The sequence below is a fragment of the Rhizobium sp. B21/90 genome, assembly GCF_019355815.1.
GTDB classification, from domain to species: domain Bacteria; phylum Pseudomonadota; class Alphaproteobacteria; order Rhizobiales; family Rhizobiaceae; genus Rhizobium; species Rhizobium rhododendri.
Genome location: NZ_CP072163.1, coordinates 1,654,826 through 1,677,534, shown reverse-complemented (window position 1 = coordinate 1,677,534; position 22,709 = coordinate 1,654,826). Strand labels below are relative to the sequence as shown.

The window sequence follows — 22,709 nt, the reverse complement described above, 5'->3', positions numbered from 1 at the left end:
GCCAAGCATTACAAACGAGTTCGGCCGACTATTCATCTGGTCCGAAGATCGCAATTACTTTTGAGGTCGAATATGGGCAATCAAGACACCCAATATACGCAGAAACTTCGTACTAACTCCATGTTGGCCTACGCACGGGAACGAGCTGCGCTTTACGGAGGTAAAGCACGTATGTGGCAGCGCCGGTACGGAGAGGCCAACCCGCGATCGGCAGCGGCGATCGCCTCGGTTTGGTTTTCCGCATACCCCAGCTCTATCATAACCGACGGCGACGGGTCGGTGCTCGCGGCCCTAGGCGATGCGAAGCTATGGTCCAGCCTTTCTAACGTCGGGATAAAAGCAATTCATATCGGGCCGACGAAGCAGGCGGGTGGTTGGAGGGGCGACGAACTGACGCCTTCTGTCGATGGTCATTTTGACAGGATCGGTGTCGGCACGGACCCGGCCTTCGGGACCCAAGAGGAATTCGTGAATCTCGGGCGCATGGCAGCGGCGTTTAACGCCGTAGTGCTCGACGACGTGATCCCCGGACACACTGGTAAAGGGCCAGATTTCCGATTGGCGGAGAGAGCCTATGAGGATTACCCCGGCCTTTATCACATGGTCGAGATCGCCGTTGAGGACTGGGGCCTCTTGCCTGAGGTCGAGGAAGGCAAGGACGCGGCAAATCTGGGCGGTCCGGCCGTCGACGCCCTCTGTGCAAAGGGCTACATCGTCGGTCATCTGCAACGGGTCATCTTCTTTGAACCCGGCGTCAAGGAAACCGACTGGAGCGCGACCCCGCCCGTTCTAGGTGTCGATGGCGTAGAGCGGCGATGGGTTTACCTCCATTATTTCAAGGAAGGCCAGCCGAGCCTCAATTGGCTCGACCCTTCGTTCGCAGCGCAGCAGATGATTGTCGGAGACGCCCTTCACTCTATCGATGTGCTCGGCGCACGAGGTCTGCGTTTGGATGCCAATGGCTTTCTTGGGGTCGAAGGTTTGGGCTCCGGAAAAGCATGGTCGGAAGGACATCCTCTGTCCGTCGTCGGCAATCAACTCTTGGCGGGTGTGATCCGAAAGGCAGGTGCATTCTCGTTTCAGGAATTGAACCTCGCGGTCGACGACATCGCCACGATGTCCAAAGGGGGGGCAGATCTCTCCTACGACTTCGTTACGCGACCCGCCTATCACCATGCCTTGCTTACTGGCGACACCGAATTCCTGAGAATGATGCTGCGTACTGTCCACGAGTTCGGGATAGACCCTGCGAGCCTCATCCACGCTCTTCAGAACCATGACGAGCTGACACTCGAGCTTGTCCACTTTTGGACGCTGCACGCCGACGACATCTACACGTTTCAGGGGCAAACCTGGCAAGGAAGAACGCTTCGAACCCACCTGCGCGAGACGATGTATGAGAGACTGAGCGGAGCCAAGGCAACTTACAATCAAAAGTTTGTGACGAATGGCGTTTCCTGCACGACAGCTAGCGTGATTGCAGCCGCTCTGAACATCGAGGATCTCACGCAGCTTTCGGACGATGACGTTGAGCTGATCAAGAAAGTCCACCTGCTTCTAGCTATGTACAACGCATTTCAGCCGGGAATCTTTGCGCTTTCCGGATGGGATATCGTGGGGGCGTTACCACTGCCCATCGAAAGCGTCGGGTCACTCGTGGCGGACGGGGACACACGGTGGATCCACCGTGGCGCCTATGACCTCATGGGCACCCTGCCCCATGTCGAGCGTTCCTCCCATGGCCTCCCTAGGGCAAAGTCGCTGTATGGTTCTCTTGCCGATCAGCTCGAAAAGCCGGGCTCTTTTGCATCTCAACTCAAGAAGCTGCTGTCGGTCAGGGAAGCATATGGCATTGCAATGTCGCGCCAGATCGCGATCCCCGATGTTCACTCACCGGGGCTTCTGATCATGGTTCATGAGCTTCCGGAAGATCGCGGGACGCAGATCACCGCGTTGAACTTTGGGAACACACCCATTTCGGAAATCGTCAAACTGGAAAATCAGGCTTCCGGCCCTGTAATCGACATGATCCACGAAACCATCGAAGGCGACCTGCCGGAGACTGGAGAGCTGACGATAAACCTCGAACCTTATGAAGGACTTTCACTTCGCGTGGTCGCTGCCTTGCCGACATTGGGCCAAGGATAGACGATGGACGAGCCGACAACGTCAGGGTCAGACCCATGGAACAATCACCAGTTCAAAAATGAAAGCCAAGGCACCACGGGCGGAGGCATGCCAACATCCAACCGCAGAGTCAGCCCAATTCCGCGGAACATGTGACACTTTCAGCAGCTATTCAGAGGCTGATTCGAGGAGATAATCACGGTATTTGTGAAAACAAAAGATGGCGTGCAACTACACGTGAAGGAATGGCAAGGGTCGCCCCGCGGTTCTCATTCATGGTTGGCCGCTGACCGGTGATATGTTCGAATTTCAGACCCTACCCCTGTTGGAGGCTGGATACCGTGTTATCACATATGACCGGTGTGGCTTTGGCCAATCTGGACATCCGGCGGATGGGTACAACTAGGACACGTATGCCGACGATCTTGCCGCCGTATTGGAAGCACTCGATCTCAATGAGGTTGCTCTCGTCGGCTTCTCGATGGGGGTGGCGAGATTGCCCGCTATCTGAGCCGCCATGGCGCATCTCGCATGCCCAAGTCCGTCCTTATAGCGTTCCTTGCGGGCTATCTTCTGAAGGACGACAGATGCGAGTGCGTTCGAGGGCATGAAGTCCCAGATCCGCAAGGACCGCGTTGTCTTCCTTCAGGAATTTGCGAAAACATTCTACGCCTTTGGATAGGTTACCAGCCCTGTGAGCGATGGTATCCTCCAATGGTCGTTCACTCTCGGAATCATGGCCAGTCCCAAGGCCACGCTCGACTGCGTCGACGCCTTCAGCCGAACGGACTTTCGTAGCGATTTCGCTTCCTTTACAATCCGAACCTTAGTCATCCATGGAACAAACGATAAAACCGTGCTAATCGGCCCCTCCAGCCGCACAGCGGCGGCCGGTATCGTGGTTGCCCGCCTGATCGAGTATGAGGGTGAGCCTCACGGGCTTCTTGCAACCGCTCCTGATCGCCTCAATCGACATCCGCTTGACTTTCTGGCTGAGGTTGTTCGGTCAAAGTTTTTATGACGCCGCCATTTGCCCGTCGAAGCGCGTTAAGCCGCATTCGACCACCACATACAGCCATCCCAGGACAAGAAGCAATTATTTCATGGAAATTTCCTTAAGCACCAATCTATTGATCTCGATGCTTTCAGCCGAGGGAGCGGCCATATTGGAACGGCAAGTGCAGCACGGCTAGCGAGCCTGATCCACCGCCGCTGCGACAAGAATCTCGGCCACGAATCGAAGAGCATCACTCAGCTTCCGCTCCTTCTGCCAGATAATAACATAGTGATATACTGCTCCTGGCTGGAACGGCCGGAACTCGATGCCGAAACTGGCATATTCCTTCGCAATAATCTCGTTCGAAATGGAGATGCCAATCCCTGCCTTTACGTAGCCGACATCGTGACCATTCGAGTCATATTCAACGACAATTTCCGGCTGAATTCCTATATGTCGCAGCGCATTGACGCTCATCTGGTGAGACGCAACTTGCGGGTCGATGTCGATAATGGCTTCACCGACAAGATCTTTGGCGGTGACCACATGCTGCAATGCGAACCGATGATTTGGTGGAAACAAACACACGTTGGTCGCCGCACCAATTGGCATCCAATCGAAGATGCGTTCGTCTAGCGGCAACCGTGAGATCCCGAGATCCACCCTACCGCTTTGAACATGGTCAGCGATCTGCTGATAGCTGCCCGATTTGACCTGCACTTTATAGGAACGGCTTGTCTCTCTGACGCTCTTGACAACCCTCGGTAAGGTCCCGAACGAGAACGCGCTCGGCGCTGCGATCCCAATCACTCGCGTATCGTTGTTGCGTAGAAATTCGATCGACGGTCCAATCCGGTCTAGCCCCGCGAACGCCGCATCGATTGTGTGCAGAAGTTCCCATGCCTTGTCGGTAGGACTTAATCTGTTTGTCTCGCGACGAAAGAGTGCAAAGCCGATCGCCTCCTCCAACTGCCTGACGTTCTGACTAACCGCCGGTTGCGATATTCCCAACGCTCGCGCTGCAAGCCTTTCCGATCCCGCGCGCAGGACCTCCCTCAGGACTTGAAGCTGACGGATCCTTACCGTTGATCCAACGATCTCCATAGGCGTCCATCCCCCAGCCCATATCGCGCAACGCAATGGGCCATAAGCCATACTTATCGATATTTCTCTCATCTTATAAATTGACGGCCGAAAGGCAAAGTATATTTTTAGATATAAGTCACATTAATCATGAGTTAACACAGACTTTTCTTTCGCCATATGGTTACATGTACGGCGCAAGTGAAGTAATGAGTAGTATATATACTTATTAATATCTACTATTCGCGATGAAAATAGGAGCTTAGGATTTGTTAGACTTTACGGACCAGTTCCTTCATGGCTTGACGAACACGCTCATCGTCTTTTTTTTGAGCTGCGCACTTGGAACCACATTAGGGTTGCTTATCGCAATTCTCAGAAACTCAAGCCGAAAAACTCTCGCAGGCGGTATGCAGGCCTATACGGGGATTGTTCGAGGTGTTCCCGAACTCCTCATTATTCTCCTTATGTATTTTGGTGGAACGGCTCTCCTCAGCGCGGTTGTTGGTCGCTACGTCGAGATCAATGCGTTCGCCGCCGGGGTAACGGCTTTGACCGTCGTGTTCAGCGCCTATGCTGCAGAGATATTCCGTGGGGCTATCAACGCAATAGCGGCGGGCCAAAGGGAAGCGGCCATGTCACTCGGGCTGTCCCGCTGGCAGGTATGGCTCCTGATTATCATTCCCCAGATGATCCCAATCGCCTTACCCGCCTTCTGTAATCTTTGTATCTCCCTGATAAAGGATACGTCGCTGATCTCAGTCGTGGGGCTGACGGATGTCATGCGTGTCGCCTATGTAGGCGCAGGTTCCTTGCGCGCGCCCCTTCCCTTCTATCTCGCCGCGTCCGCAATCTATCTTACGCTCACGAGCCTCTCCCTGCTCTCGTTCAAGCTGATCGAACGTCGGTACTCCGTTTCCTGCGCGAAAGGCTGACGTGATGAGTACCTCAGTAGCCCTCGAAGCACTTTTCACCCTTCCCAGAGGCCTCCTCTTGACGATGGCGCTCACATTTGCATCACTTGCTTCGGGCTTTGCGATCTCGATACCGTTGGCTTTCCTGCGCGCGTCATCCAACCTCTGGGCCTCTGCACCCGTGCTTGCCTACACCTATGCCTTTCGCGGCACACCACTGCTTGTGCAGCTTTTTCTGATGTACTACGGCGTCGCGCAGCTTCCGTTTATCCGGCAGAGTTTTCTCTGGCCCTTGATAAGAGAACCGTTCTGGTGCGCATTCATTGCCTTCACCTTGAATAGCGCTGCCCATACCACAGAAGTTCTTCGCGGCGGAATCCGTGCGATCCCGCAAGGCCAGGTAGAGGCGGCCAAAGCATTGGGCATGTCGCGCCTGCATATGGCTCGGTTGATCATCTTCCCGCTGACGATCCGCATTGTTCTTCCAGCCTACGCGAACGAAGTCATTGGCATGCTGAAGGCAAGTTCACTCGCAAGCACGATCACCTTGCTGGAGATAACCGGTCTCGCACGCCAGTTGGTCTCCGAGACGTTCGCCCCGTACGAAGTCTTCGTTGTCGCCGGCTGTCTTTACCTGTTCCTTACGCTCGTGATCACGAAGATTTTCGGGGTTCTCGAAATGCACTGGGCGCGCGCAACCAACCCCCCCTCGCCATCCCGGGCCGTTCAAAATAGCGCCCACCAAAGCCACCCTTCGCTACCGCTGGAACGCGAAGCTAAGCCCGGGGTCACCGCTGGCTTATCAGAACCGTAAGATTCAAACCCAATAATGAAAGGACTATCGTCATGAAACGAACCACCATGCTCGCTCTATTGTCCCTGCTGATTTGCGCCACCAACTCAGTCGCGATGGATAGAAAGGCAATCACCATCGCTTCCGAAGGTGCGTCGCCGCCCTGGAATGCCATCAATGCCGAAGGTAAGCTGTTCGGGTTTGACATCGAGGTCGGGCGTGAACTCTGCCGGCGGATGAATGTGGAATGCACTTTCGCAGCGCAGGACTGGGACGGCATTATACCGGCGCTGACCGTTGGCAAGTTCGACGCCATCATGTCAGGCATGGCGATTACGGAAAAGCGAAAGAAGTCCATCGCCTTCTCTCAGCCCTACGCCGGAGGTTTCAACCAACTCGTCGTGCGCAAGAACCTCAACCTGCCTACGACCGATACATCGAAGAAATTGAACCTGACGAGCATCGATGCCGAAGAGCAGACCATGCTTGATCAACTTCGCGTGGCGCTCGCCGGCAAAACCCTTGGCGTTCTGCGATCTTCGAATTCGGAGGCCGTGTTGAATGAGCTGTTCGGTAAGGTCGCGACGATCAGAAGCTACGATTCCCAAGACAATATGCATCTAGATCTCGTGGCCGAGCGGATCGACGGCGGCCTTGCCGATTACTTCACATGGAAAGCATTCCTGGATAGCAAGGATGGCGAAACCGCAACGTTATACGGTCCACAGCTCTCGGGCGGCCTGTGGGGACCGGGCGTCGGTGTCGGCCTGCGAAAGAATGATCAGGACCTGATCACCGCGTTTAATAGCGCCATTGAAGCTGCGACGCGAGACGGAACGTTGAAGCGGCTGAGCGAGGAATGGTTCAAAATTGACGTCTCACCGCAGGCTTCGAACTAGAGGCGCACTCCGCGCGCTTTTTCCTTGGCCAATTGGCTGAACGCATAGCTTATCGATTATCAAAAAATCAAGGGAGACTTCATGTCCTCGCCCTTTTCCATTGCCCTGACTGGTCAATCACTAATCCGTCACGATCTGAGAACGATAAGTGACCCCAGACTGCATGACATCGCACAGATTCTTAAGGCGAGCGACGTCGCTTTCACCAATCTTGAGACGACCATTTATGGCCGTTATGGCGGCTGGCCACTCAAGGGCTCATACTTCGGCGCCTCCGCACCTGAGGTTTTACCAGCTCTGAAGGAGTTAGGATTTAACAGCCTCGCCTTGGCAAACAACCATGCCTTTGATCTCGGCCCGTCCGGAATCCTTTCGACGCTGGAGGAGGTGGCGTTACAAGACTTTCTTCATGCCGGTATCGGTGCGGATAAGAGTCGTGCCGCCAAGCCTCAGAAAAAAACATTCGGATTAAGGAGCGTGGCACTGATTGCTATGGATGCCGGCCCAGGACCGTCGTTCATGTATGCTGAGGATGCAAGCCAGGGCCGGATGGCAAGGCCCGGCATCAACAGACTGAAGGTCTCAAGAGTATTCGATGTAGAGGTGGAAACATTCAACATACTTCGCTCCATACAAAGCCGATTTCTAAGTTCAAATCTGGAAAGAGCCAATTATGCCCAACCCGAGGATTCACCTGAGGTCGATGACAACATCGAAATAGACTTTTACGGAACGACATTTCGTAAAGCCGATCACAATGTCCGCCATATCGTGATCGACAGACATAGCGCCTGGGCCCAGCTTTCCGCGATCGTGGAAGAAGCAAGCACCGACACATTTGTCATCGTGTACCTGCATCACCACCATTGGGAGCCGAGCTGGCAGCAGGTACCCTCTTGGGTCCAGGAATTTGCCCATCAGTGCGTGAACGCAGGCGCAGGCCTTTTCGTCAGCCATGGCGCACCAGTTCTGCAAGCAATCGAGATATATCGAGACACACCGATTTTCTATGGGCTCGGAAATTTTCTGTTCCACACCCAGAAGGAGGAACGAGAATGGAGCCCGGCGGAAGTCTGGAAAAGTGTCGTAGCGACCTGCAACTACGGCCCCGGTGGGCGATTGCAAGACATCAACCTGCGTCCAATCGTGATCGGCGGAACCGACGCACTGGCCGACCAAGACCGCGATCGGCTCCCCTTTCCTGTTTTGGTCGACGGCAAAATGGCGGACGAGATTCTCAAAGATCTCGCCGACCGTAGTGCCGGCTTCGGCACTCTCCTGTCTCTAGAGAACGGTATCGGTCGGATCGTTCTGTAAAGCTCGAAGCGGAAATACGAAGATCTGACGTTGTGCGTCTCAATCTCAAGGAGCGGCGGCCCTACAGCCGCCAATTTCACACTCTTCTACACTAACGATCCGTCCCGAGTTGCTCTTCCATTTCTTCCTCAGCAATTGAGGTGACGAGAGCGACAACGCGGCTGCGGACACGCGCCGGAAGCAGCAAAACGTCCTCAATCAGACGACGCCCTTCCGCAGTGGAAATATAGGCAATCCTTTCATCGATCTCGGTTGTGATTTGGCTGCCCTCAGAGTCTACCGGATCCGGAAGGCCTTCGAAAAACTTTGAAACAGGGACGCCGAGGCGACTTGCAACCTCGTAGAGCATCGAGGCGCTGACACGGTTCCTGCCACTTTCGTATTTCTGTACCTGTTGCAGACTGACACCGATGCCGGCACCAAGATCTCCCAACGATACATTCGACTGTATCCGGCGGATCCGAATCTGCTGCCCGACATGGAGATCGACTGGATGAACCGTGTCGTGTTCAGTTCGCGATAGCGCGCCTTGCGCCTGCCTCGATGATCGGATCTGAATGGCTGCTATGTGGCTATTCATGGTCGACACCCCGACTGGAGAGTTTCATGCGGTGCGCCCCCGCTGAAAACTCGCTTAACCCACTGATCGGGGAGTTAGAACACCGTGCTAGACGGCCCAATGGCCTTTAGTTCCGAGGAACCTGGACATGCGCCACAGGCTCCCCGACCACAAAGGTTAAGAAGTGTGATGCCGTACCGGCCGGCACCAACCGCTAGCAGGGGGTTCTAATCCCCAAGGCAGCGCGTACCGCCCCGCCGAGAAAGATAGTTGAAATACGCTCGCTGCGCAACCGAATTCGTCACAAAATTCAAAGACTTCGGGTCAGGAGTGCGAGTTCGTTCATCGAGCCAAAGCTCACGACCTCGCAGATAAGGTGTCGCGGTGGATTGTTACAGCACGATCAGGAAAATGCCCATTGCTGGCAACCCTTGCTCACCTTTCCTGATGCGAAAGCTGCGGCCAGCTCCGCCCATAAAGGATCCTTTGTGAAGCTTGTCAGCGATCCGACAGCTTCGTCAATACGCATGTGGCCGAACCGGTCGAGAAGCGTCTCAACGCCGGCGTCGCCGACGGTGTTCAAGAGCGAAAATGGCTCGCATGGCGAGGAGATGATTCGGTGGGCCCACGCGCCCGGTCGCTCGTCCACGGCCAGCGCGGTGAGAAGTTGCGCATCATGATCCTGGCCTCTCAGCGCTTCACAAAATGCCCAGCGCATCAAAGGATAGTAGACGGTGTGTCGACTTCCGCCAAGTGCACGAACGCCGGGCAGAATCGATGTGACGATAAACATTAGGAGGAGGTTCGGTACGATCCGCCGCTTCGCCAAGGCCTCGATCAGACCTTCCGATAGAAAGTCAATTCTGATGTCATCTGCACCTCTCGAACGGAGAACGGAACCATCGAGCCAGAGCGGAATTAACCGCCCATTAGTAGAGCCCCAGAAAAAGTGCGTCGAGTTCTTAAGCCAACCCTGCCAAGTCGAACCGGCGAGTTGATCGATGCAATCGAGCAGCTTGACAGCAAAAGGTCTGTTCTCGATCAGCCCCGTCCGCAACCAGGACCGCTCATTGCAAAGATGATCTCTCACGAGATCGGCAACATCATCATCATCGAACTGAAGGAAGTCGATCCGGCGGTCGAAATAGCGATTCCAGAGTTCGATGTTAGCCGCCTTGATTGCCTCAGATGCTGAAGGGAACGCGTCGGCGGGCAAGCTCGCACGTAGGTAGGAAATTGCGTCTGAGTCGGGGCCGGGCTTGTCGGCATTTTGAAGTCGGAAGCTGTAGCGATTGTTTCTGCCTAAAATGCTGTAGGGGATCATCTTGCTGCGCGACAGGCCGAAGACATTGATCGCCTCGCCTTCAATTTGAAGCCAAGCAGGACCCTTACGGCCGCGTTCCACGAACTTTACGGTCGAACAACCATAGGAGATGTAGCACCTCCTGCCATGGGCGCGCAGTCCCATCAATGAGAAAAGATGGGTATAGAATGCATCGGGCTCAATCAAAAGGTGAAGGTGCGGACCGGTCTGCAGGACGGGCGCGAACTCAATCTCTCTTTCAAGTCGAGATGCTTGTTCTTCCGAAAAACCCCGGCGCCGCGCCACCGCACCAATCCGTGACTGCAACAGCGACATGGCTTGGCTGCGAGCAGCGCAGGCGGGATGATGGCGCGCAACAGAGAAGACCGACTTGGCATAAGCTTCCACCGGCGCCTGCTCGAACGGTCGAGCCCAGGGTAAAAGCTCAAATATCAGAGCCAAAACCTTGCCCTTGGATACGAGTTCTGCTTCGCTCGACATCTCTACTCCTCAAACAAGCCGGCTTTTCAGCGGCCCTCCCCGATCCATCCTAAAGTAAAGGACGAGAGCAACGGCGATCATAACCGCGCCGAAATACGCGAATATTTGTGAAGGCAGGACGGTGTTACCGAAAAAGCCGATGATTCCATAGGTTAAGAGCCCGACAGCCATGCAAAGTGTGTGGATCTGGCTGCGAGCACGTCCCAGCATACTAACTGGGACAACGGATTGAACCTGCACGTCGATCAGAACACGCGCGATATTATAGCTCATACCAAGAATCGTCATTTGAAAGACCGCCAAGACAACGCCTGGGACCATCCAAAAACCGAGAAGAAACAGGCCAGCAAGCCCCAAATGAACAAGAATGTTCTGCCACCAATGCCCACGGCCCAAAAAAAAGCTCGCACACCCAGAGATTGAACCAAAGGCCCATCCCGCCTCAAGATAGCCAAATTGCAGCGCCGTGCCGTCCAGTTCATGGATCACATATGCTGAGGCGAGCACGCTCACAAGCATGCCCATTGTGTAAATCAGAGCGTATATAGACGCGTTGACCTTCAGCGACTGAAGTGTGAACGTCGTTGGCAAGAGGTCGAGGTAACGAATGCCGCCGCTCATAGCGAGCTGTTTGGAAGAGTAGAGTTGCCTTCGGCTGCGCATAGCCCGCAACGCCAACAGAGAGAGAATAAAGCAAGCGCCAGGTAGGACAGGCACCAGATCCATGCCCATAGCGGTCAGAGCGGCTCCCATGACAATGGCTGCGAGCAAATTGCCTGCTTGCATTCCAACATACGAGGCAGAGTTGAATGACTCGAGCTTTTCGGCACCGACAATCGACGGAATCATGGCTTGTAATGCCGTCGAATAGGTTCTGTCGATGACAGCAAAGATGATCCATGAAATGTATAGGATGAGGAGGGGGTCCACAAACGAAAAACCTACTCCGGTCGATACCATCAGCGCCACCCGCAGCAGATCACAGATCATACAGACAATGCTGCGATCTAATCGATCGACCACCGCGCCGCCGACATTACTCGTCAACAATTCGGCGGCACTGCCGAGCGCGAGGAGAATGGCAAGAGCGCTCGCCCTGTGGCCAATATCGACGGCGATCCATGCCGTTAGCACAAAATAGGCATTGCGGCCGACAGACGATGCCACCACGCAGAACAAAAAGATGCGGCAAGCGGCCTTCCGCTTGATTGCGCCGCGTATCAATATCCCGACCCCATCAGCAAGCCCTCCTGGCAATAGAATGATTTCATTCTAGTCCCCTCAGGGGCCTGCGGCTTTCATGAAATTGATATTATTCTTGGCTCGGAACGAGCAGGTTCCCTCCAGACAGCACGGTATCCCTCAGGAGAAATCCCCGTATCGCGTCGAAATCTGGTCGAGAGATGGCTTCCACTCGCATAGCCACAGGCAAGCGCCACCTCCGTTACAGTCATCGCTGTCGTACGAAGAAGGTCGCTGGCGCGCTCAAGGCGACGCATATTGTAAAAGGCGTAGGGTGTTATGCCTTGCGAGTACTTGAATGCGCGGCAAAAGTGCTCGTAGGTCACGCCTGCTTCTTCAGCGAGCAAGCGCACGCTTGGAGGTCGCTCGATATACGCATCGATTTTTTCAATCACTCTCTTGAGCAGCGCCGGCGCCAGGCCTCCGCGGTGCGCCTTGCCCGATGTTCGAGAGCCACGTTGCAAAAGTCCAAAGATGGCCGTTAGATGTCCTTCGACGATCAGGTCGGTAATAGGATCGTCATTCAAGAGCTCGCGGGCAATCTGACGCACTAAGCATTGTATCGGCAGATCCCTGAAACCGAGCTTCGGACGCAAGCTTTCCGCACTCGGCAACCTTGCAGATAAGTCGGACAAGAACTCGCTCGCCACTATTATCATGAGATAACAGGCCTCGCAGTCGCCCTCGTCCCAACCACTCCAGCGGCAGCCAGGCGGAACGTAAACGAGTGAGCCGTCCTGACGCGGAGTAAAGCCGACATTTCGCCCGTCAATATAATTTTCGCCGGACTTCGCCGCACCGCGTATGTTGAGAAAAATCAGGTGGTGATCCGTTACCACGTCGATTTCCTGCCGAGCTAAGCCGATCCGACGAACGACATCGGCGCGCGCGTGGCTCCAACGACCTTGCTTGTGAAGGATGACCTGCGCTTGCGACTGCTTTATTTTTTCGGGTTGAACGGCCGGAACGATCCCCAAGTTGACTGGCTTCTCCTGTTTAAGATCGGTGTAGAGGCAAGCATATCTGACTAAAAGTTGCCGATCAAACCTCCTCTAACCTGAGGTCGAATTTCATATCAATTTCATGTAAGCCGATCAAAATCGTGGATGCAAGAAACCAGAGCGCGCGGTCATGCTTCGGCCGAGCATTGTCGCAAAAAGGGCGTTGGTGTCGTTGATAATTCAAGATCAGCGCCGGCGCTTCGAATTTCTGAAGTTCGTCTTTCAAATGAGCAGGCTGCGATAATGCGAGAGAAAGGCAGGTCTTTCGCATGCACGGATTTGAAGATTTCATAGTGGAGTGCGACCGCGCACCCCGTCTCAACGAGCTCTCGGAATTCTTTTCGACAACGGCAGCTGGTCAAACTGGCATGCCCATTCGGCCACCGAAGCTCGACTATCGGCTCTTCCCGCTCGACTCAACATTTAAGCGCTTTTCAGCTCTTCATCCGCTACGGCAAGGGCCATTCGATCAGCACTATCTCGGCAGCATACCCTATAGGTTCGAAGAGGAATGCCGCATGGGCTGTGCAATCCTCAAATATGCCCGAGCCAGAAAGGGACGGTTGAAGCTCTACACATTGGGAACAGCAGAGGGCACGATGGCGCGCGTGATTGCCGAACTCGGCAATGGCAGGATAGACACATTATCTTGCAGCCCAAATGTCGAGAATCTGCGAAGTTTCTACGCCTACGGTGTTCCTCCGCATGCCACATTTTTTCACGGACCATTTCATCATCTGACTGCGCGAAAAATCCAAGATGATGATGAGCTACGCGCATTCACTGGCGGCTTTGACATCATCGTCGAGGACACGACGTTTCAGATGTATTCGCCCAATCGCTTCGATCAAATTCGCTTTGTATCGCAGCATCTCAGAAAAGACGGGCTTTTCATCTTCATCGAAAAATTCAGGCACGACGACGCCGAGGAATACCATCGGCGCGAGCGGCAAAAGGACCACGGCTTCAAGGCTCGGTTTTTTACCCCTTCCGACATTCGAAAAAAAGAAGAAACTGTTTTAACACGAATGAATCGAAACGAAGTCAGCTTGGCGAACATTGCCGCGACACTGCGTCGCTTTTTCGAGCACACATTCGTCACATGGAACAGCGGCAATTTTTACTCGCTTGTGTCCAGCAACAGCGCAAAAAATCTCGACCTCTTTCTATCGAAGCTGTGCCCGGCCGCAATACCAGGAGAATATGTCTATACTGACCTTCCTCATCGGCTTTATCCGAATCCGAAGCAGCAAACACAAGGTGTTAGGCTTTAGGCAACCATGACCAGACATGGCGGCGAAACAGCCCCCCACTCGTTAGCCAGCGTCTGATTATATGTGCACACTTCAAAAAGGCGGGACCTTGTTGGCCCCGGTGGTCAAGGTATGATTTGCCAACTACGAAGAATTGCTTCTGCCGGCCTAGTTATTTTTGAGGAAGAAGGTCTCCTCCTGAGGCATAGAGGTGTATCCAGAGACATGACGCTGAAGGATATTAATCACGAATTCGTCGAAGTTCTAAAACAAATCCGAGAACTTAACGTTCACTTTGGCTTTATCTCGCGCCGAAGTGAAGGGGCCGGAACATCAGAAATTTCGACCGTGATGGCAGTCCTCTTTGAGTTGCTTTCCATTCGGGGAGCACGACCCGATTTCTGGATCACGGACACGGATTCGTCTCAACCAAACGGAACCGAACTTCAAGGTTCAAACAAATCGCGACCCAATACCGCCACGCGCATGATTTTCAGAGCCATCGAGTGCTATGGGGCCGATAAAGGTAGTGTCGTGATTGTCAGCAGTTTAGTGAAATCTATCCGTGCGGCAAAAGAAGCGGGCATCTTGGGAATTTTATGTTCTAGCGGGAGAGGCGATGAGAATATTCTCAACGAAATTAAGTCGCAACCTGATCGAATTGAAATTACCGACATGGACTCGCTTTCCAGCGCCATCGGACGAATCTTAGGCATCGGGGAGAAATTGGCGTTTGACGTCGACCATAGTGGGCGGTGGCGGTAGAATCGAGATTGAGATCGGGGGGTAGCAGTATGGCCGTTGATTGGGATCAGATCGGAACGCTGAGCAATACGGTCGGCGGCTATGACATTCGAACTGATCCTCTCTGGATTTTAGTGATCACGGCTAAGCAAGGTCATGAGGGACCGCTTGATGAAATGTATATTCGGATGGCGGACGGAAAGGCCTATGCACCAGATGGCATCGAAGTTTTGGCGCTCAGCCCGGATCGGAAACGTGGCTGATATTGCCGGAATGAGAGATGGTTGAATCGAGGCTGCTAGTTGGAGGCAGACTTCGGCTGGGGCGATCTCACTGAAGTGGAATGGCGGGTTCTGAAAGACTTGCTGCCGTTAGAGCCTGAAAGCCGTGGTCGGGGGCGGGCTCCTGAGCAAAATCGAACGATCATCAATGGTATCCTTTGGCGGCTTCGGTGCGGAGCGCCGTGGCCCGATGTTCCGCCCAAATATGTGAGTTGGAACTTGATCTATCGTCGTTTCCGGCGTTGTAGCAAGGCCGGGGTTTGGGAAACCGTGGCGGTCTAGGCTATCCCGAACAAGCACGGCTAAAACGATAGGGATGAGATGTGCTTTTCTGCAGCAATCGGTCAGTTTTTTAAGTGTGAGCCGATCGATCGTCGGTAGCCCCTAATAACGACATCAGCGGCCGCGGTCTCTGTCCTTTTCCTGAGGCGGGCGAAGCTTGATGGATTTCGGAATCTCCCTATCGCGCTGCTGCACTTTTGACCGCTCGCTATCCGAACGATCTTTTTCAGGTCGGTCGCGCTCGGTATTGGAGCGAGCGATGCGAGCTGCATCGATAGAGCGATTGTTCGAGCTCTTGTTCACTATTCTAAGCTCGTCGATGTGGTCACGACCGGCGGCCGATTTTGTTTCAAGGGGTTCCGACTTCCGCTTGACCTGGCTTGCATCGATACGATCCCGCTGCTTTGCAACCCTTGCATCCAACTGTAGTCCGACAACCTTTCCAATGATCTTCGTCGCCTGCTCAAAGATCTGCCGATCGGACGAATCCGTGATTTTTGCTGCCGCATTGCTGGCGGTTGTCGCTATCGTTTCCTTGGCTGCCTTTGCCTGGGTGGCGCTGATGGGTGTGGACCGCAGCATGTGTTCTTCACCTTTCTCCCGTGTGGGATCACGGCCCTCGCGGACCGCTGCTTCAAGCCTGCCATACTCGCGCCGAAGACCGATGCAGAGATCATGGCTCAGTTCTCGTGCCGTACTGGGTGCTGATCTGTCCCTGGCGACCCCTTCAAGCATCTGAATGACGCGCTCGACTGAACGTCGGCTCTGGTCGAGCCTCACCCGTGCGCCTTCATGCTTCGGTGCGGTCGGCGTGTCGCGAATCTTCGACCTAACCTTCTCAATTACATTTGACGGCGCGGTTGCTCCCATCCGCCGGAACATTTCCCATTCCCATCGTTTGACGGGCGGCGGGGCTGCACGGTCGACGCGCTTGTGAAGACCGATTGCGATGCCACGCTCCCACGCCCTCTCCGCAAAGCGCGAGCGCCATTCGGTGAAGTCGCGGATGTTGGGGTTAAGCATCTTTCCACTGGTGTTGCGCAGCGCAACGATGACATGCAGGTGTGGATGCTTTCCGTGATCGGTTCGGTTATGGATGGCGTAGGCATAGCGATGCCCAACAAATTGCTGCTTGAGGAAGTCACGCCCCGCGAGGACGAACTGGTCGCGATCGACATTGGCTGGTCCAGACAAGAGCAGGTGCATGAAATCCCTCGGCTGGCGGGTCTGCAGAAGGGCGCCGATAATCTTGCTCTCGGCCGTCAGCTGTTTGTGATCCTTTGTGCTAACTTCCCGCCGCGCCGTGCCCTGCTTGTAGCGCCCGCTCGCGCCAGGGCGTTCCTCGACATGCGTCTTCGTCGAGATCGTCACCTCCGCATCTATTCGCTGCATGGCGTGAAAGGTCGCAGTCAGGCCTTTCGGGCCAGATGAAAATTCAACCGGACAGCGCGAAACTGGTGTGATTCCTTCCTGCCTCAACACCCTGTTCAAACGAGCGTCGATCGCACCTACGTTGTCGATTTCGGCGGCGATGCGATTTCGGCTGCTGCGGTCCGATCGATCCTTTTTCTCATGGGCAATGACAAGAGCGAAATGCAGACGCGTACCACCCTTAACACTCGCGCCCACACTGAATGCATAGGTCCGGTCGATATCGCCGACCTCGCGAAACCCTTCGTCGGCGAGGGAGCCGAGGGCGCGGGCAACCCGCTCCCGGTCTGCGCTTTCGAGCTCGTAAGCCAAGCGAAGAATATCATCGCTGCCTTTCCGATTTCCAAACTCGCGCTCCCATGACCGCACCGTGGCATTGAGATCGGACACTTCACGGCCGTCCTGGTCGCGCGCCTTCTCCTCCTTGCTTTGGTAGGCAAGGACGTTGCGCATCGAACTAGCACCGGCACCATAAGACAGGACTTTGACCACAACGGCGTTGTTGCCGGCGGCTCGACTGAATGCCGTAGCCGCCCCGCCCTGTCTCGTCAACGGAGCGGCCAGTCTCGCCGGTATCGACCTTTTTACGCCCCCGCCCCCGCCGCGTCGACGCAGTTCGTCGTCGATCATCTCGAAATAGCTTGGGAGCCGACGACAGCCCGGTCTAGATCCGGAGCGACTTCTGGAAAGGTCGATCATCGTGTTTCCCGATCAGGTCGGCGATATAGGTTGACGGTCTGACAAAAGCTGCATCGCGAATGGCGTCGAGAGCGGCCATGACCTGCGCAAGCTTCTCCATAATCGGCTCGACTGCCGCAATCTCGGCTCCCTTGTCGGAGAGAAACGTCTCGTTTCGAAAGGCCAGTTCGCGCAGAAACTGGTGCATATTTGCCAATTGCCGGTCATGTTCTTCGAGCATTGCAGGAACATGCATGATTTCCCGCGTTACGATCAGCTTGGCGACAATGTTGGCAGACACATCGAGCCGTCTGGCAAGGGCCTCCACATTAACCAGGACGTGCGGTGGTAGACGGAACATGATAGCCGGTTGGCGCATCTCTCCTATAGCCCCCTCGCCTGCAGAGCCTCAAGTATCAACCGGTGCGTAGCCGATGACAGTTGCTCGTGACGCTCGAGCGAAACCCGAAAGATCTTTGTGAGCACGTCGTCGTCGAGATAAAGCGAAATACGTTTTCGTTTGGTGATGAGGCTGCCCGCAGGCGGATTCTTTCCCTCCTTTGAAGGGCTGGTCCGGACGTTTTTGCCAGACGTACGGCGCTGTTGCGGTGCGCCGCGGACGGTTGCCTGCTGTTCTTTTGTTCGAGGAGGTTCCTCGGGCATAAGCTTTCCAAGATCGACGTTGGTTGGCATATAGAAGGTCGCCGTCTCCTCCACGTCCTTCGCCCGATCTTCTCTAGATCGACCAAGAGCGAGAATGTTTCCAGCCGGTATTCTTTCCCTCGACATTGCGCTATGCGGCCTCCACCTGCAGTAGGTTGATGAATTCGTTGTTGATCCTTTTTACAAGATCGATCGCGTCGAGAACGCTCTCGGAGGCGCGACGCTTTGCCGACGGCGTCAGCACCGGATTATTCTCTATGCTGGCGAGCTTCGAATAGAGCGAGCCGAAGCCGGCTCCGACATCGCTGAAGTGGTTGCTCTTGCGAACAACAGTGTCCACCACCGGAATTCTGCCGCTTGTGAGGATGGCGTGAACCTCGGGCAGCGAGCGGTTGTGTTTGAGCGCGATCATGTCGACATAGTTCCAGATCGCAGCGTACGGAATTGGTCCCTCAGCCCGCTTTCTGGAAATCTCCTTCAGGATTGTCGCCACCTTGATGGCCGAGGTCGCGGCCGTCGGCTCCGGTATAACCGGGATAAGAACAGCATCACACTCATAATAAACGTCGATTGCGCGTTGATGGACATATCCGCCGACATCATAGATCCGGATATCGGCCTCCGGTGCGTCGGCCAGGCGATCCACAAACCTGTCCTCCGGAGCCACGCGTAGATGCAGCAGGGTCCCGTTGGTCGGAAGAAGTCCCCTTTTCGTGGAGACATTGTACCAGCGCGTCGATGACTCCTGTTCATCGCAATCGATCAGCAGCGTCCGGTGTCCTTGTTGGGCAAATTCGGCTGCGAGATTGATGTTCAAGGTCGATTTTCCGGCACCGCCCTTGAACGTCGAGATGGCTAGCGAGAGTGGTTTGACTGTCATCGCGTCGTCATTCCCGAAGCTTCGCTAATCGTTGCTGCCGCGCAGCGATCAGATCGTTATTCTGCCGTGTCGCTTTGCGCTCACGCGCTATTTTCGCTTGCGAGTCTCTGGCCGGCCAGAACTTCAGGATCGGCAGTAAAAGCAGCACGAAACAGAATGTGGTTGCGGCGCTGAACCAACCGGATTGGGCATAGAGCTCTGCCGCCCAATGCCAAAGCCCCCGGGTCCACTCCGTCGGAAGGAAGGCGTATGAAATCGTCAAAGCAAGACCGTATGAAACGAATGCCGCCAACGACACCCAGACAGCCGATACGACCAAAAGGTTCGCGAGCAAAATTAGGATCCACGCCGCCCGAAATGGGAAGGTTATTAGCCTGAGGGCCTTCCGGTATGCTGACATCGCCTTTCTCCATGCGCATGTTCCGTAGTCCCAAGAGACATAACCCAATCGCCGATGATTTTCCAGACTTGCACTGCAGTATAATTTTGTGCATGTTTTAGATTGCCAACAGACTACGGAATGCGAGCATGAATCCTGGCGCGTGGTGGTTTAACTGCTTATTCTTCTGCACATTTGCCAATGCGACGATGGCCATTGCGCTCGCAGCACAGGATGATACGGCTGCGAAGTTCGTCAGCGAATATCAAACGGCCTATGCCCAGGGGCGAGATCTTGTTCCTGCACCGCAGACGCCCCTCGATACGTCATCGCTTGCCACGCGACTTCATCTTCAAACAATCAGACCTCAGGGCGCGTTGGGCGGCAGCGCGTTTCTGGCCTCCGACGGGACGGTGGTTAAGTTGGCTGGCGCTCAGGGTTGCCTTTCAACCGAGCAGATTGCATTTGCAGGCCTACAGGCGACGTGCGCCATGATCTCGCTGGCCGGGTTGACCGCGGTACTCGCCGAGGCAAAGGCGGCGGCAGGCGACGCGTTTCCGTGCCACGTCCTCGGCCAAAATCGGGGCACGCCGCCGGTGCATTATGCCGAATGCTTCTTCAACAAGGATGAAGCAGTGCAATCGATATCCGAGACGCTCATCGGCAGGGGACTGGCTTTCGCCGCACGTGACCGCGCCGGCTGGCCGATATTTCCAGACTATGCCAAGGTTGAGGAAGATGCGCACAGGAAGCGGGTCGGAATCTGGGCAAATACCTATTTCGTCCACCCCTACGGTGAACGCCATCGCGCCAATCCTTCCATGAAGTGATCCGGATGAGGTTCCTGATGTTGATGTCCACGCTCCTAGCTTCTGGCTTCTACGCCGGGATCACCATCATGCCCATGCTTGGAGGCTCGACCCTTCCTGGAGCGGCACGCCCTGCTCCGATCACGCTCGTTCAGGCGCATGGAGGTGGAGGTCTAGTCGAGGACAGCAAGATAGAGGGTCAAACTGGATTTGCTCCCTTTCCAGCGCAGGCGCAATTCGAAACAGGCGATACCTGGGTTTCAGGCGGACGGCGATATCGTCTCTACGGCCTGCAGACGTGTCTTCGAGGCACGTCTATCACGATTTCCCCGGGCGCTGTGCGAGACTGTGGCCAGCTCAACCTCATTATGGCGCAGGCAATGATCAGAGACACCAGGCCGGTCTGCACGACGATCAGAAATATCGACCAGAACAACGCTGTGGTTGCCTGCCAGACGACGACAGGTGAACGGCGTTATGATCTGGCAACCTATATGATTGCCCAGGGATGGGGATTTGCGGCGATTGACGACACCGGTCAGTTGATCGTCCCCGGATATAGGGTGGCGGAGGAGAGTGCGCGATCAGCGCGCGCGGGCCTCTGGGCGTATTCGGATATGCCGCACCCGATCCCGGTCCTCACAAAAATTGCCGGAGCGCAGCGATGAGAACTGTACCGTTCTCAATTATATTATTCACACTGACGGCGACAGGATCGCTAGGGCAGAACCGTCCGGCCGACCTGCCCCGGCAGATCTATGGAAAAGTTCAGGTCGTCGATACCACGACGTTTGAATTCAAAAGGAGCGGACAGGTGGTGCGGCTTGCCGGATATGAAGCCCCTCGCATCGAACAGACGGCGTTGAGCGATGGTGTAACGTGGCCAGCGGGTCAGGTTGCGCGCGCATGGATGATCCTTCGTACACTCGGACACGACGTCAATTGTACTCCGATCGACCGCGACGGAAGGGGCATGATCCTCGCCCATTGTTTTGTCGGGGAGACGAACCTTGCCGCGACGGCGATTGCAGAAGGCATAGGCTACGCATTCAACTATCGCGGCGAGCCTCAGGTGCCGGCCTATTTCGATATTGAAAGGAAGGCCAGAGGGCTCGGTTACGGCGTCTGGTCCTCGCCAGATCTGCTTCCTCCATGGCTTTACACCGCATCGGTGGCCACTGGAGACACGGCTAAAGGCCCTTCGCCAGAACACGACAGCGGCTTACCTCTGCCGTTGCCTGTGAGCCCGAACAATTCCCTGTCGCTCAGTAACACGCACGGAGGCTGAATGAGCCACTTTCCAAAAACCGCCATGGCGATGGTGCTGCTGTCCGGCTGTGCTTCGATGGCGACCGGACAAGAAAGCACTAGCCGGACGCAGATCGAGCAGCGTAATCCAGACTTTTGCGGTGCCGCAGGCGCCGGCTGCGATCCAGCGGACGTGCAGAAGTGGAAGGCAGTCGGCAACACGCTCGCGGATCTCTCTTCAGCCGACCTCAGCCAATATGCCTACGCCTGCGCCCAGCATGTCGACTGGAAAAAGGATTGCGAAACCAACCCGGCCATCGTCCTGAGGCGGCTGGGCGTCGAGGGATACTGACTATGACGGCGAACAAGTCCGTCGGTAAGCTGTCGTGGTGGCTTACGTCTTGTTGTTGGAACAGCTGCCGGCTACGCGGTCAACGAGATGGCGCGAAGCCGCCAGGCGTCAGAGCTTGAGCATGAGATCTTACGGCTGACGGATGAGGGTAAGCAAAAGTCGCAAGTCGACGCTCCCAACGATGAGGAGGCATCAGCTGCGATTACCAGATCCGACCGCTCGATCCGGATTTCGAAGTGCAAAGCGCGTCAAGCCGAACCGGGCGTGACCTGCACCGACTTGATCACACCCGCCAGGGGCTCATTCGCCGGGGCGACACAACCTGGAATGCTGTCGTTCGCGATGATCGGCGAAACAGGGGCGCAGGTCCAATGACCATGGGAAAGGAGCCATAGAGTGAGACCGTTCGTACTTGCGACCATATTGATGGTGGGCTCGACCTCTGTTTCGGCTGTCACCGCCGCAAAGGCCGACGACGTGTCCTGGGGATGCCAGGTTCTGCTATGCGCGGCATCTAAAAACCCATCCTGGCATGGCGTTCCCTACTGCGTTGCGCCGATGACGCGCCTTATTGCCGCGATAAATGACCCGGCCTTTTCGTGGCCGGTCTGCCATGAAGCCAATGCCGGCAAGCCCGGCCATGTCATCTTTGAAGACTGCCCGGCCGGAACCACGGCCGGTTACAGTTCGCAAGGCGACGCCGGTTTGCGGGGTGAACCCAACCAATGCATCAAGACCGTCGATTTATGTCGGTCTCCAAGTCAGCGTGGATCCAACGCGGCGCTCAAGGTTACAACTGTACGACGCGTTTTCGGTAACCAGGGCGACAGCTGTATCGAACAAATTGCGACACCAAGGCCGCGACGGAATGAGCCCTACTTTTTCGATATCCCGAACGACAAAGGTGTGAAGCAGCGATTTTGGTTCGATTTGGACCATTAGTGGCTGGCGCGACATTGCGTCCACGGCAGCG

General features: G+C 55.3%; 26 protein-coding genes. 16 read left to right on the top strand and 10 right to left on the bottom strand.

Features of this window, described 5'->3' with window-relative positions:
• The first annotated feature begins 72 nt into the window (after positions 1-72).
• The 3 genes from treS to J5278_RS31535 all read left to right on the top strand — a co-directional run bounded on the left by treS (position 73) and on the right by J5278_RS31535 (position 3,148).
• The gene (gene treS / locus J5278_RS25725; RefSeq protein WP_209185768.1) at positions 73-2,148 is read left to right on the top strand and encodes a maltose alpha-D-glucosyltransferase; all 2,076 of its coding nucleotides are present in this window, start codon (positions 73-75) and stop codon (positions 2,146-2,148) included.
• A gap of 277 nt (positions 2,149-2,425) precedes the next feature.
• Positions 2,426-2,533: a hypothetical protein gene (locus J5278_RS31725; RefSeq protein WP_348529189.1), complete on the top strand. Its 108-nt coding sequence runs from the start codon at positions 2,426-2,428 to the stop codon at positions 2,531-2,533.
• A 288-nt stretch (positions 2,534-2,821) separates the two neighbouring features.
• Complete coding sequence (locus J5278_RS31535) at positions 2,822-3,148, top strand: alpha/beta hydrolase (RefSeq protein ID WP_307877473.1); 327 nt, start codon at positions 2,822-2,824, stop codon at positions 3,146-3,148.
• Positions 3,149-3,316: 168 nt separating this feature from the next.
• Here the strand turns inward: J5278_RS31535 and J5278_RS25715 are convergent, their stop codons facing one another.
• Complete coding sequence (locus tag J5278_RS25715; RefSeq protein WP_219258840.1) at positions 3,317-4,228, bottom strand: LysR family transcriptional regulator; 912 nt, start codon at positions 4,226-4,228, stop codon at positions 3,317-3,319.
• Between the two features lie 248 nt (positions 4,229-4,476).
• On the opposite strand from J5278_RS25715, the gene J5278_RS25710 reads away from it, so the two are divergent.
• The 4 genes from J5278_RS25710 to J5278_RS25695 all read left to right on the top strand — a co-directional run bounded on the left by J5278_RS25710 (position 4,477) and on the right by J5278_RS25695 (position 8,130).
• The gene (locus J5278_RS25710; RefSeq protein ID WP_209185770.1) at positions 4,477-5,142 is read left to right on the top strand and encodes an ABC transporter permease subunit; all 666 of its coding nucleotides are present in this window, start codon (positions 4,477-4,479) and stop codon (positions 5,140-5,142) included.
• Between the two features lie 64 nt (positions 5,143-5,206).
• The gene (locus J5278_RS25705; protein WP_374108324.1) at positions 5,207-5,935 is read left to right on the top strand and encodes an ABC transporter permease; all 729 of its coding nucleotides are present in this window, start codon (positions 5,207-5,209) and stop codon (positions 5,933-5,935) included.
• Between the two features lie 32 nt (positions 5,936-5,967).
• Complete coding sequence (locus J5278_RS25700; protein ID WP_209185772.1) at positions 5,968-6,813, top strand: transporter substrate-binding domain-containing protein; 846 nt, start codon at positions 5,968-5,970, stop codon at positions 6,811-6,813.
• A gap of 81 nt (positions 6,814-6,894) precedes the next feature.
• Positions 6,895-8,130 carry a CapA family protein gene (locus tag J5278_RS25695; RefSeq protein ID WP_219258839.1) on the top strand — a complete coding sequence of 412 codons (1,236 nt, stop codon included), beginning with the start codon at positions 6,895-6,897 and terminating at the stop codon, positions 8,128-8,130.
• Between the two features lie 91 nt (positions 8,131-8,221).
• Here the strand turns inward: J5278_RS25695 and J5278_RS25690 are convergent, their stop codons facing one another.
• The 4 genes from J5278_RS25690 to J5278_RS25675 all read right to left on the bottom strand — a co-directional run bounded on the left by J5278_RS25690 (position 8,222) and on the right by J5278_RS25675 (position 12,712).
• Positions 8,222-8,710: a helix-turn-helix domain-containing protein gene (locus J5278_RS25690; RefSeq protein ID WP_219258837.1), complete on the bottom strand. Its 489-nt coding sequence runs from the start codon at positions 8,708-8,710 to the stop codon at positions 8,222-8,224.
• 382 nt (positions 8,711-9,092) lie between these two features.
• Positions 9,093-10,493, bottom strand: a complete 1,401-nt coding sequence (locus tag J5278_RS25685; RefSeq protein WP_219258835.1) for a hypothetical protein — start codon at positions 10,491-10,493, stop codon at positions 9,093-9,095.
• Between the two features lie 9 nt (positions 10,494-10,502).
• Positions 10,503-11,717 carry an MFS transporter gene (locus J5278_RS25680; RefSeq protein ID WP_257623448.1) on the bottom strand — a complete coding sequence of 405 codons (1,215 nt, stop codon included), beginning with the start codon at positions 11,715-11,717 and terminating at the stop codon, positions 10,503-10,505.
• Positions 11,718-11,791: 74 nt separating this feature from the next.
• Positions 11,792-12,712: an AraC family transcriptional regulator gene (locus J5278_RS25675; RefSeq protein WP_209185776.1), complete on the bottom strand. Its 921-nt coding sequence runs from the start codon at positions 12,710-12,712 to the stop codon at positions 11,792-11,794.
• Between the two features lie 293 nt (positions 12,713-13,005).
• Here J5278_RS25675 and J5278_RS25670 point away from each other — a divergent pair, with 293 nt between their 5' ends.
• The 4 genes from J5278_RS25670 (at position 13,006) to J5278_RS25655 (ending at position 15,296) form a co-directional block, all read left to right on the top strand.
• A complete protein-coding gene (locus tag J5278_RS25670; RefSeq protein WP_219258830.1) occupies positions 13,006-14,010 on the top strand; it encodes a class I SAM-dependent methyltransferase in 1,005 nt (334 codons plus the stop codon).
• Between the two features lie 204 nt (positions 14,011-14,214).
• On the top strand, positions 14,215-14,754 hold the full coding sequence (locus J5278_RS25665; RefSeq protein ID WP_142831908.1) for a hypothetical protein: 540 nt from the start codon (positions 14,215-14,217) through the stop codon (positions 14,752-14,754).
• 29 nt (positions 14,755-14,783) lie between these two features.
• Entirely contained in the window at positions 14,784-14,996 is a 213-nt protein-coding gene (locus J5278_RS25660; protein ID WP_142831910.1) for a hypothetical protein, read from the top strand.
• 75 nt (positions 14,997-15,071) lie between these two features.
• Positions 15,072-15,296, top strand: coding sequence for a transposase (locus J5278_RS25655; RefSeq protein ID WP_257623479.1), 225 nt, complete (start codon positions 15,072-15,074; stop codon positions 15,294-15,296).
• Positions 15,297-15,410: 114 nt separating this feature from the next.
• On the opposite strand, the gene J5278_RS25650 is transcribed toward J5278_RS25655, so the two are convergent.
• The 5 genes from J5278_RS25650 to J5278_RS25630 all read right to left on the bottom strand — a co-directional run bounded on the left by J5278_RS25650 (position 15,411) and on the right by J5278_RS25630 (position 19,361).
• The gene (locus tag J5278_RS25650; protein ID WP_257623447.1) at positions 15,411-17,357 is read right to left on the bottom strand and encodes a relaxase/mobilization nuclease domain-containing protein; all 1,947 of its coding nucleotides are present in this window, start codon (positions 17,355-17,357) and stop codon (positions 15,411-15,413) included.
• Between the two features lie 34 nt (positions 17,358-17,391).
• Complete coding sequence (locus J5278_RS25645) at positions 17,392-17,784, bottom strand: hypothetical protein (RefSeq protein ID WP_219258828.1); 393 nt, start codon at positions 17,782-17,784, stop codon at positions 17,392-17,394.
• Positions 17,785-17,789: 5 nt separating this feature from the next.
• Positions 17,790-18,194: a hypothetical protein gene (locus tag J5278_RS25640; protein ID WP_142831912.1), complete on the bottom strand. Its 405-nt coding sequence runs from the start codon at positions 18,192-18,194 to the stop codon at positions 17,790-17,792.
• A gap of 4 nt (positions 18,195-18,198) precedes the next feature.
• On the bottom strand, positions 18,199-18,948 hold the full coding sequence (locus J5278_RS25635) for a ParA family protein (protein ID WP_142831914.1): 750 nt from the start codon (positions 18,946-18,948) through the stop codon (positions 18,199-18,201).
• Between the two features lie 80 nt (positions 18,949-19,028).
• A complete protein-coding gene (locus J5278_RS25630) occupies positions 19,029-19,361 on the bottom strand; it encodes a hypothetical protein (RefSeq protein ID WP_219258826.1) in 333 nt (110 codons plus the stop codon).
• A gap of 115 nt (positions 19,362-19,476) precedes the next feature.
• On the opposite strand from J5278_RS25630, the gene J5278_RS25625 reads away from it, so the two are divergent.
• The 5 genes from J5278_RS25625 (at position 19,477) to J5278_RS25605 (ending at position 22,678) form a co-directional block, all read left to right on the top strand.
• Entirely contained in the window at positions 19,477-20,157 is a 681-nt protein-coding gene (locus J5278_RS25625) for a thermonuclease family protein (protein WP_219258824.1), read from the top strand.
• Between the two features lie 17 nt (positions 20,158-20,174).
• Entirely contained in the window at positions 20,175-20,804 is a 630-nt protein-coding gene (locus tag J5278_RS25620; RefSeq protein ID WP_219258822.1) for a thermonuclease family protein, read from the top strand.
• On the top strand, positions 20,801-21,424 hold the full coding sequence (locus J5278_RS25615; protein WP_219258820.1) for a thermonuclease family protein: 624 nt from the start codon (positions 20,801-20,803) through the stop codon (positions 21,422-21,424). Before J5278_RS25620 ends, J5278_RS25615 begins: the two co-directional genes overlap by 4 nt.
• Entirely contained in the window at positions 21,425-21,736 is a 312-nt protein-coding gene (locus tag J5278_RS25610; protein ID WP_219258818.1) for a hypothetical protein, read from the top strand.
• Between the two features lie 426 nt (positions 21,737-22,162).
• Positions 22,163-22,678: a hypothetical protein gene (locus J5278_RS25605; protein WP_219259240.1), complete on the top strand. Its 516-nt coding sequence runs from the start codon at positions 22,163-22,165 to the stop codon at positions 22,676-22,678.
• Positions 22,679-22,709 lie beyond the last annotated feature (31 nt).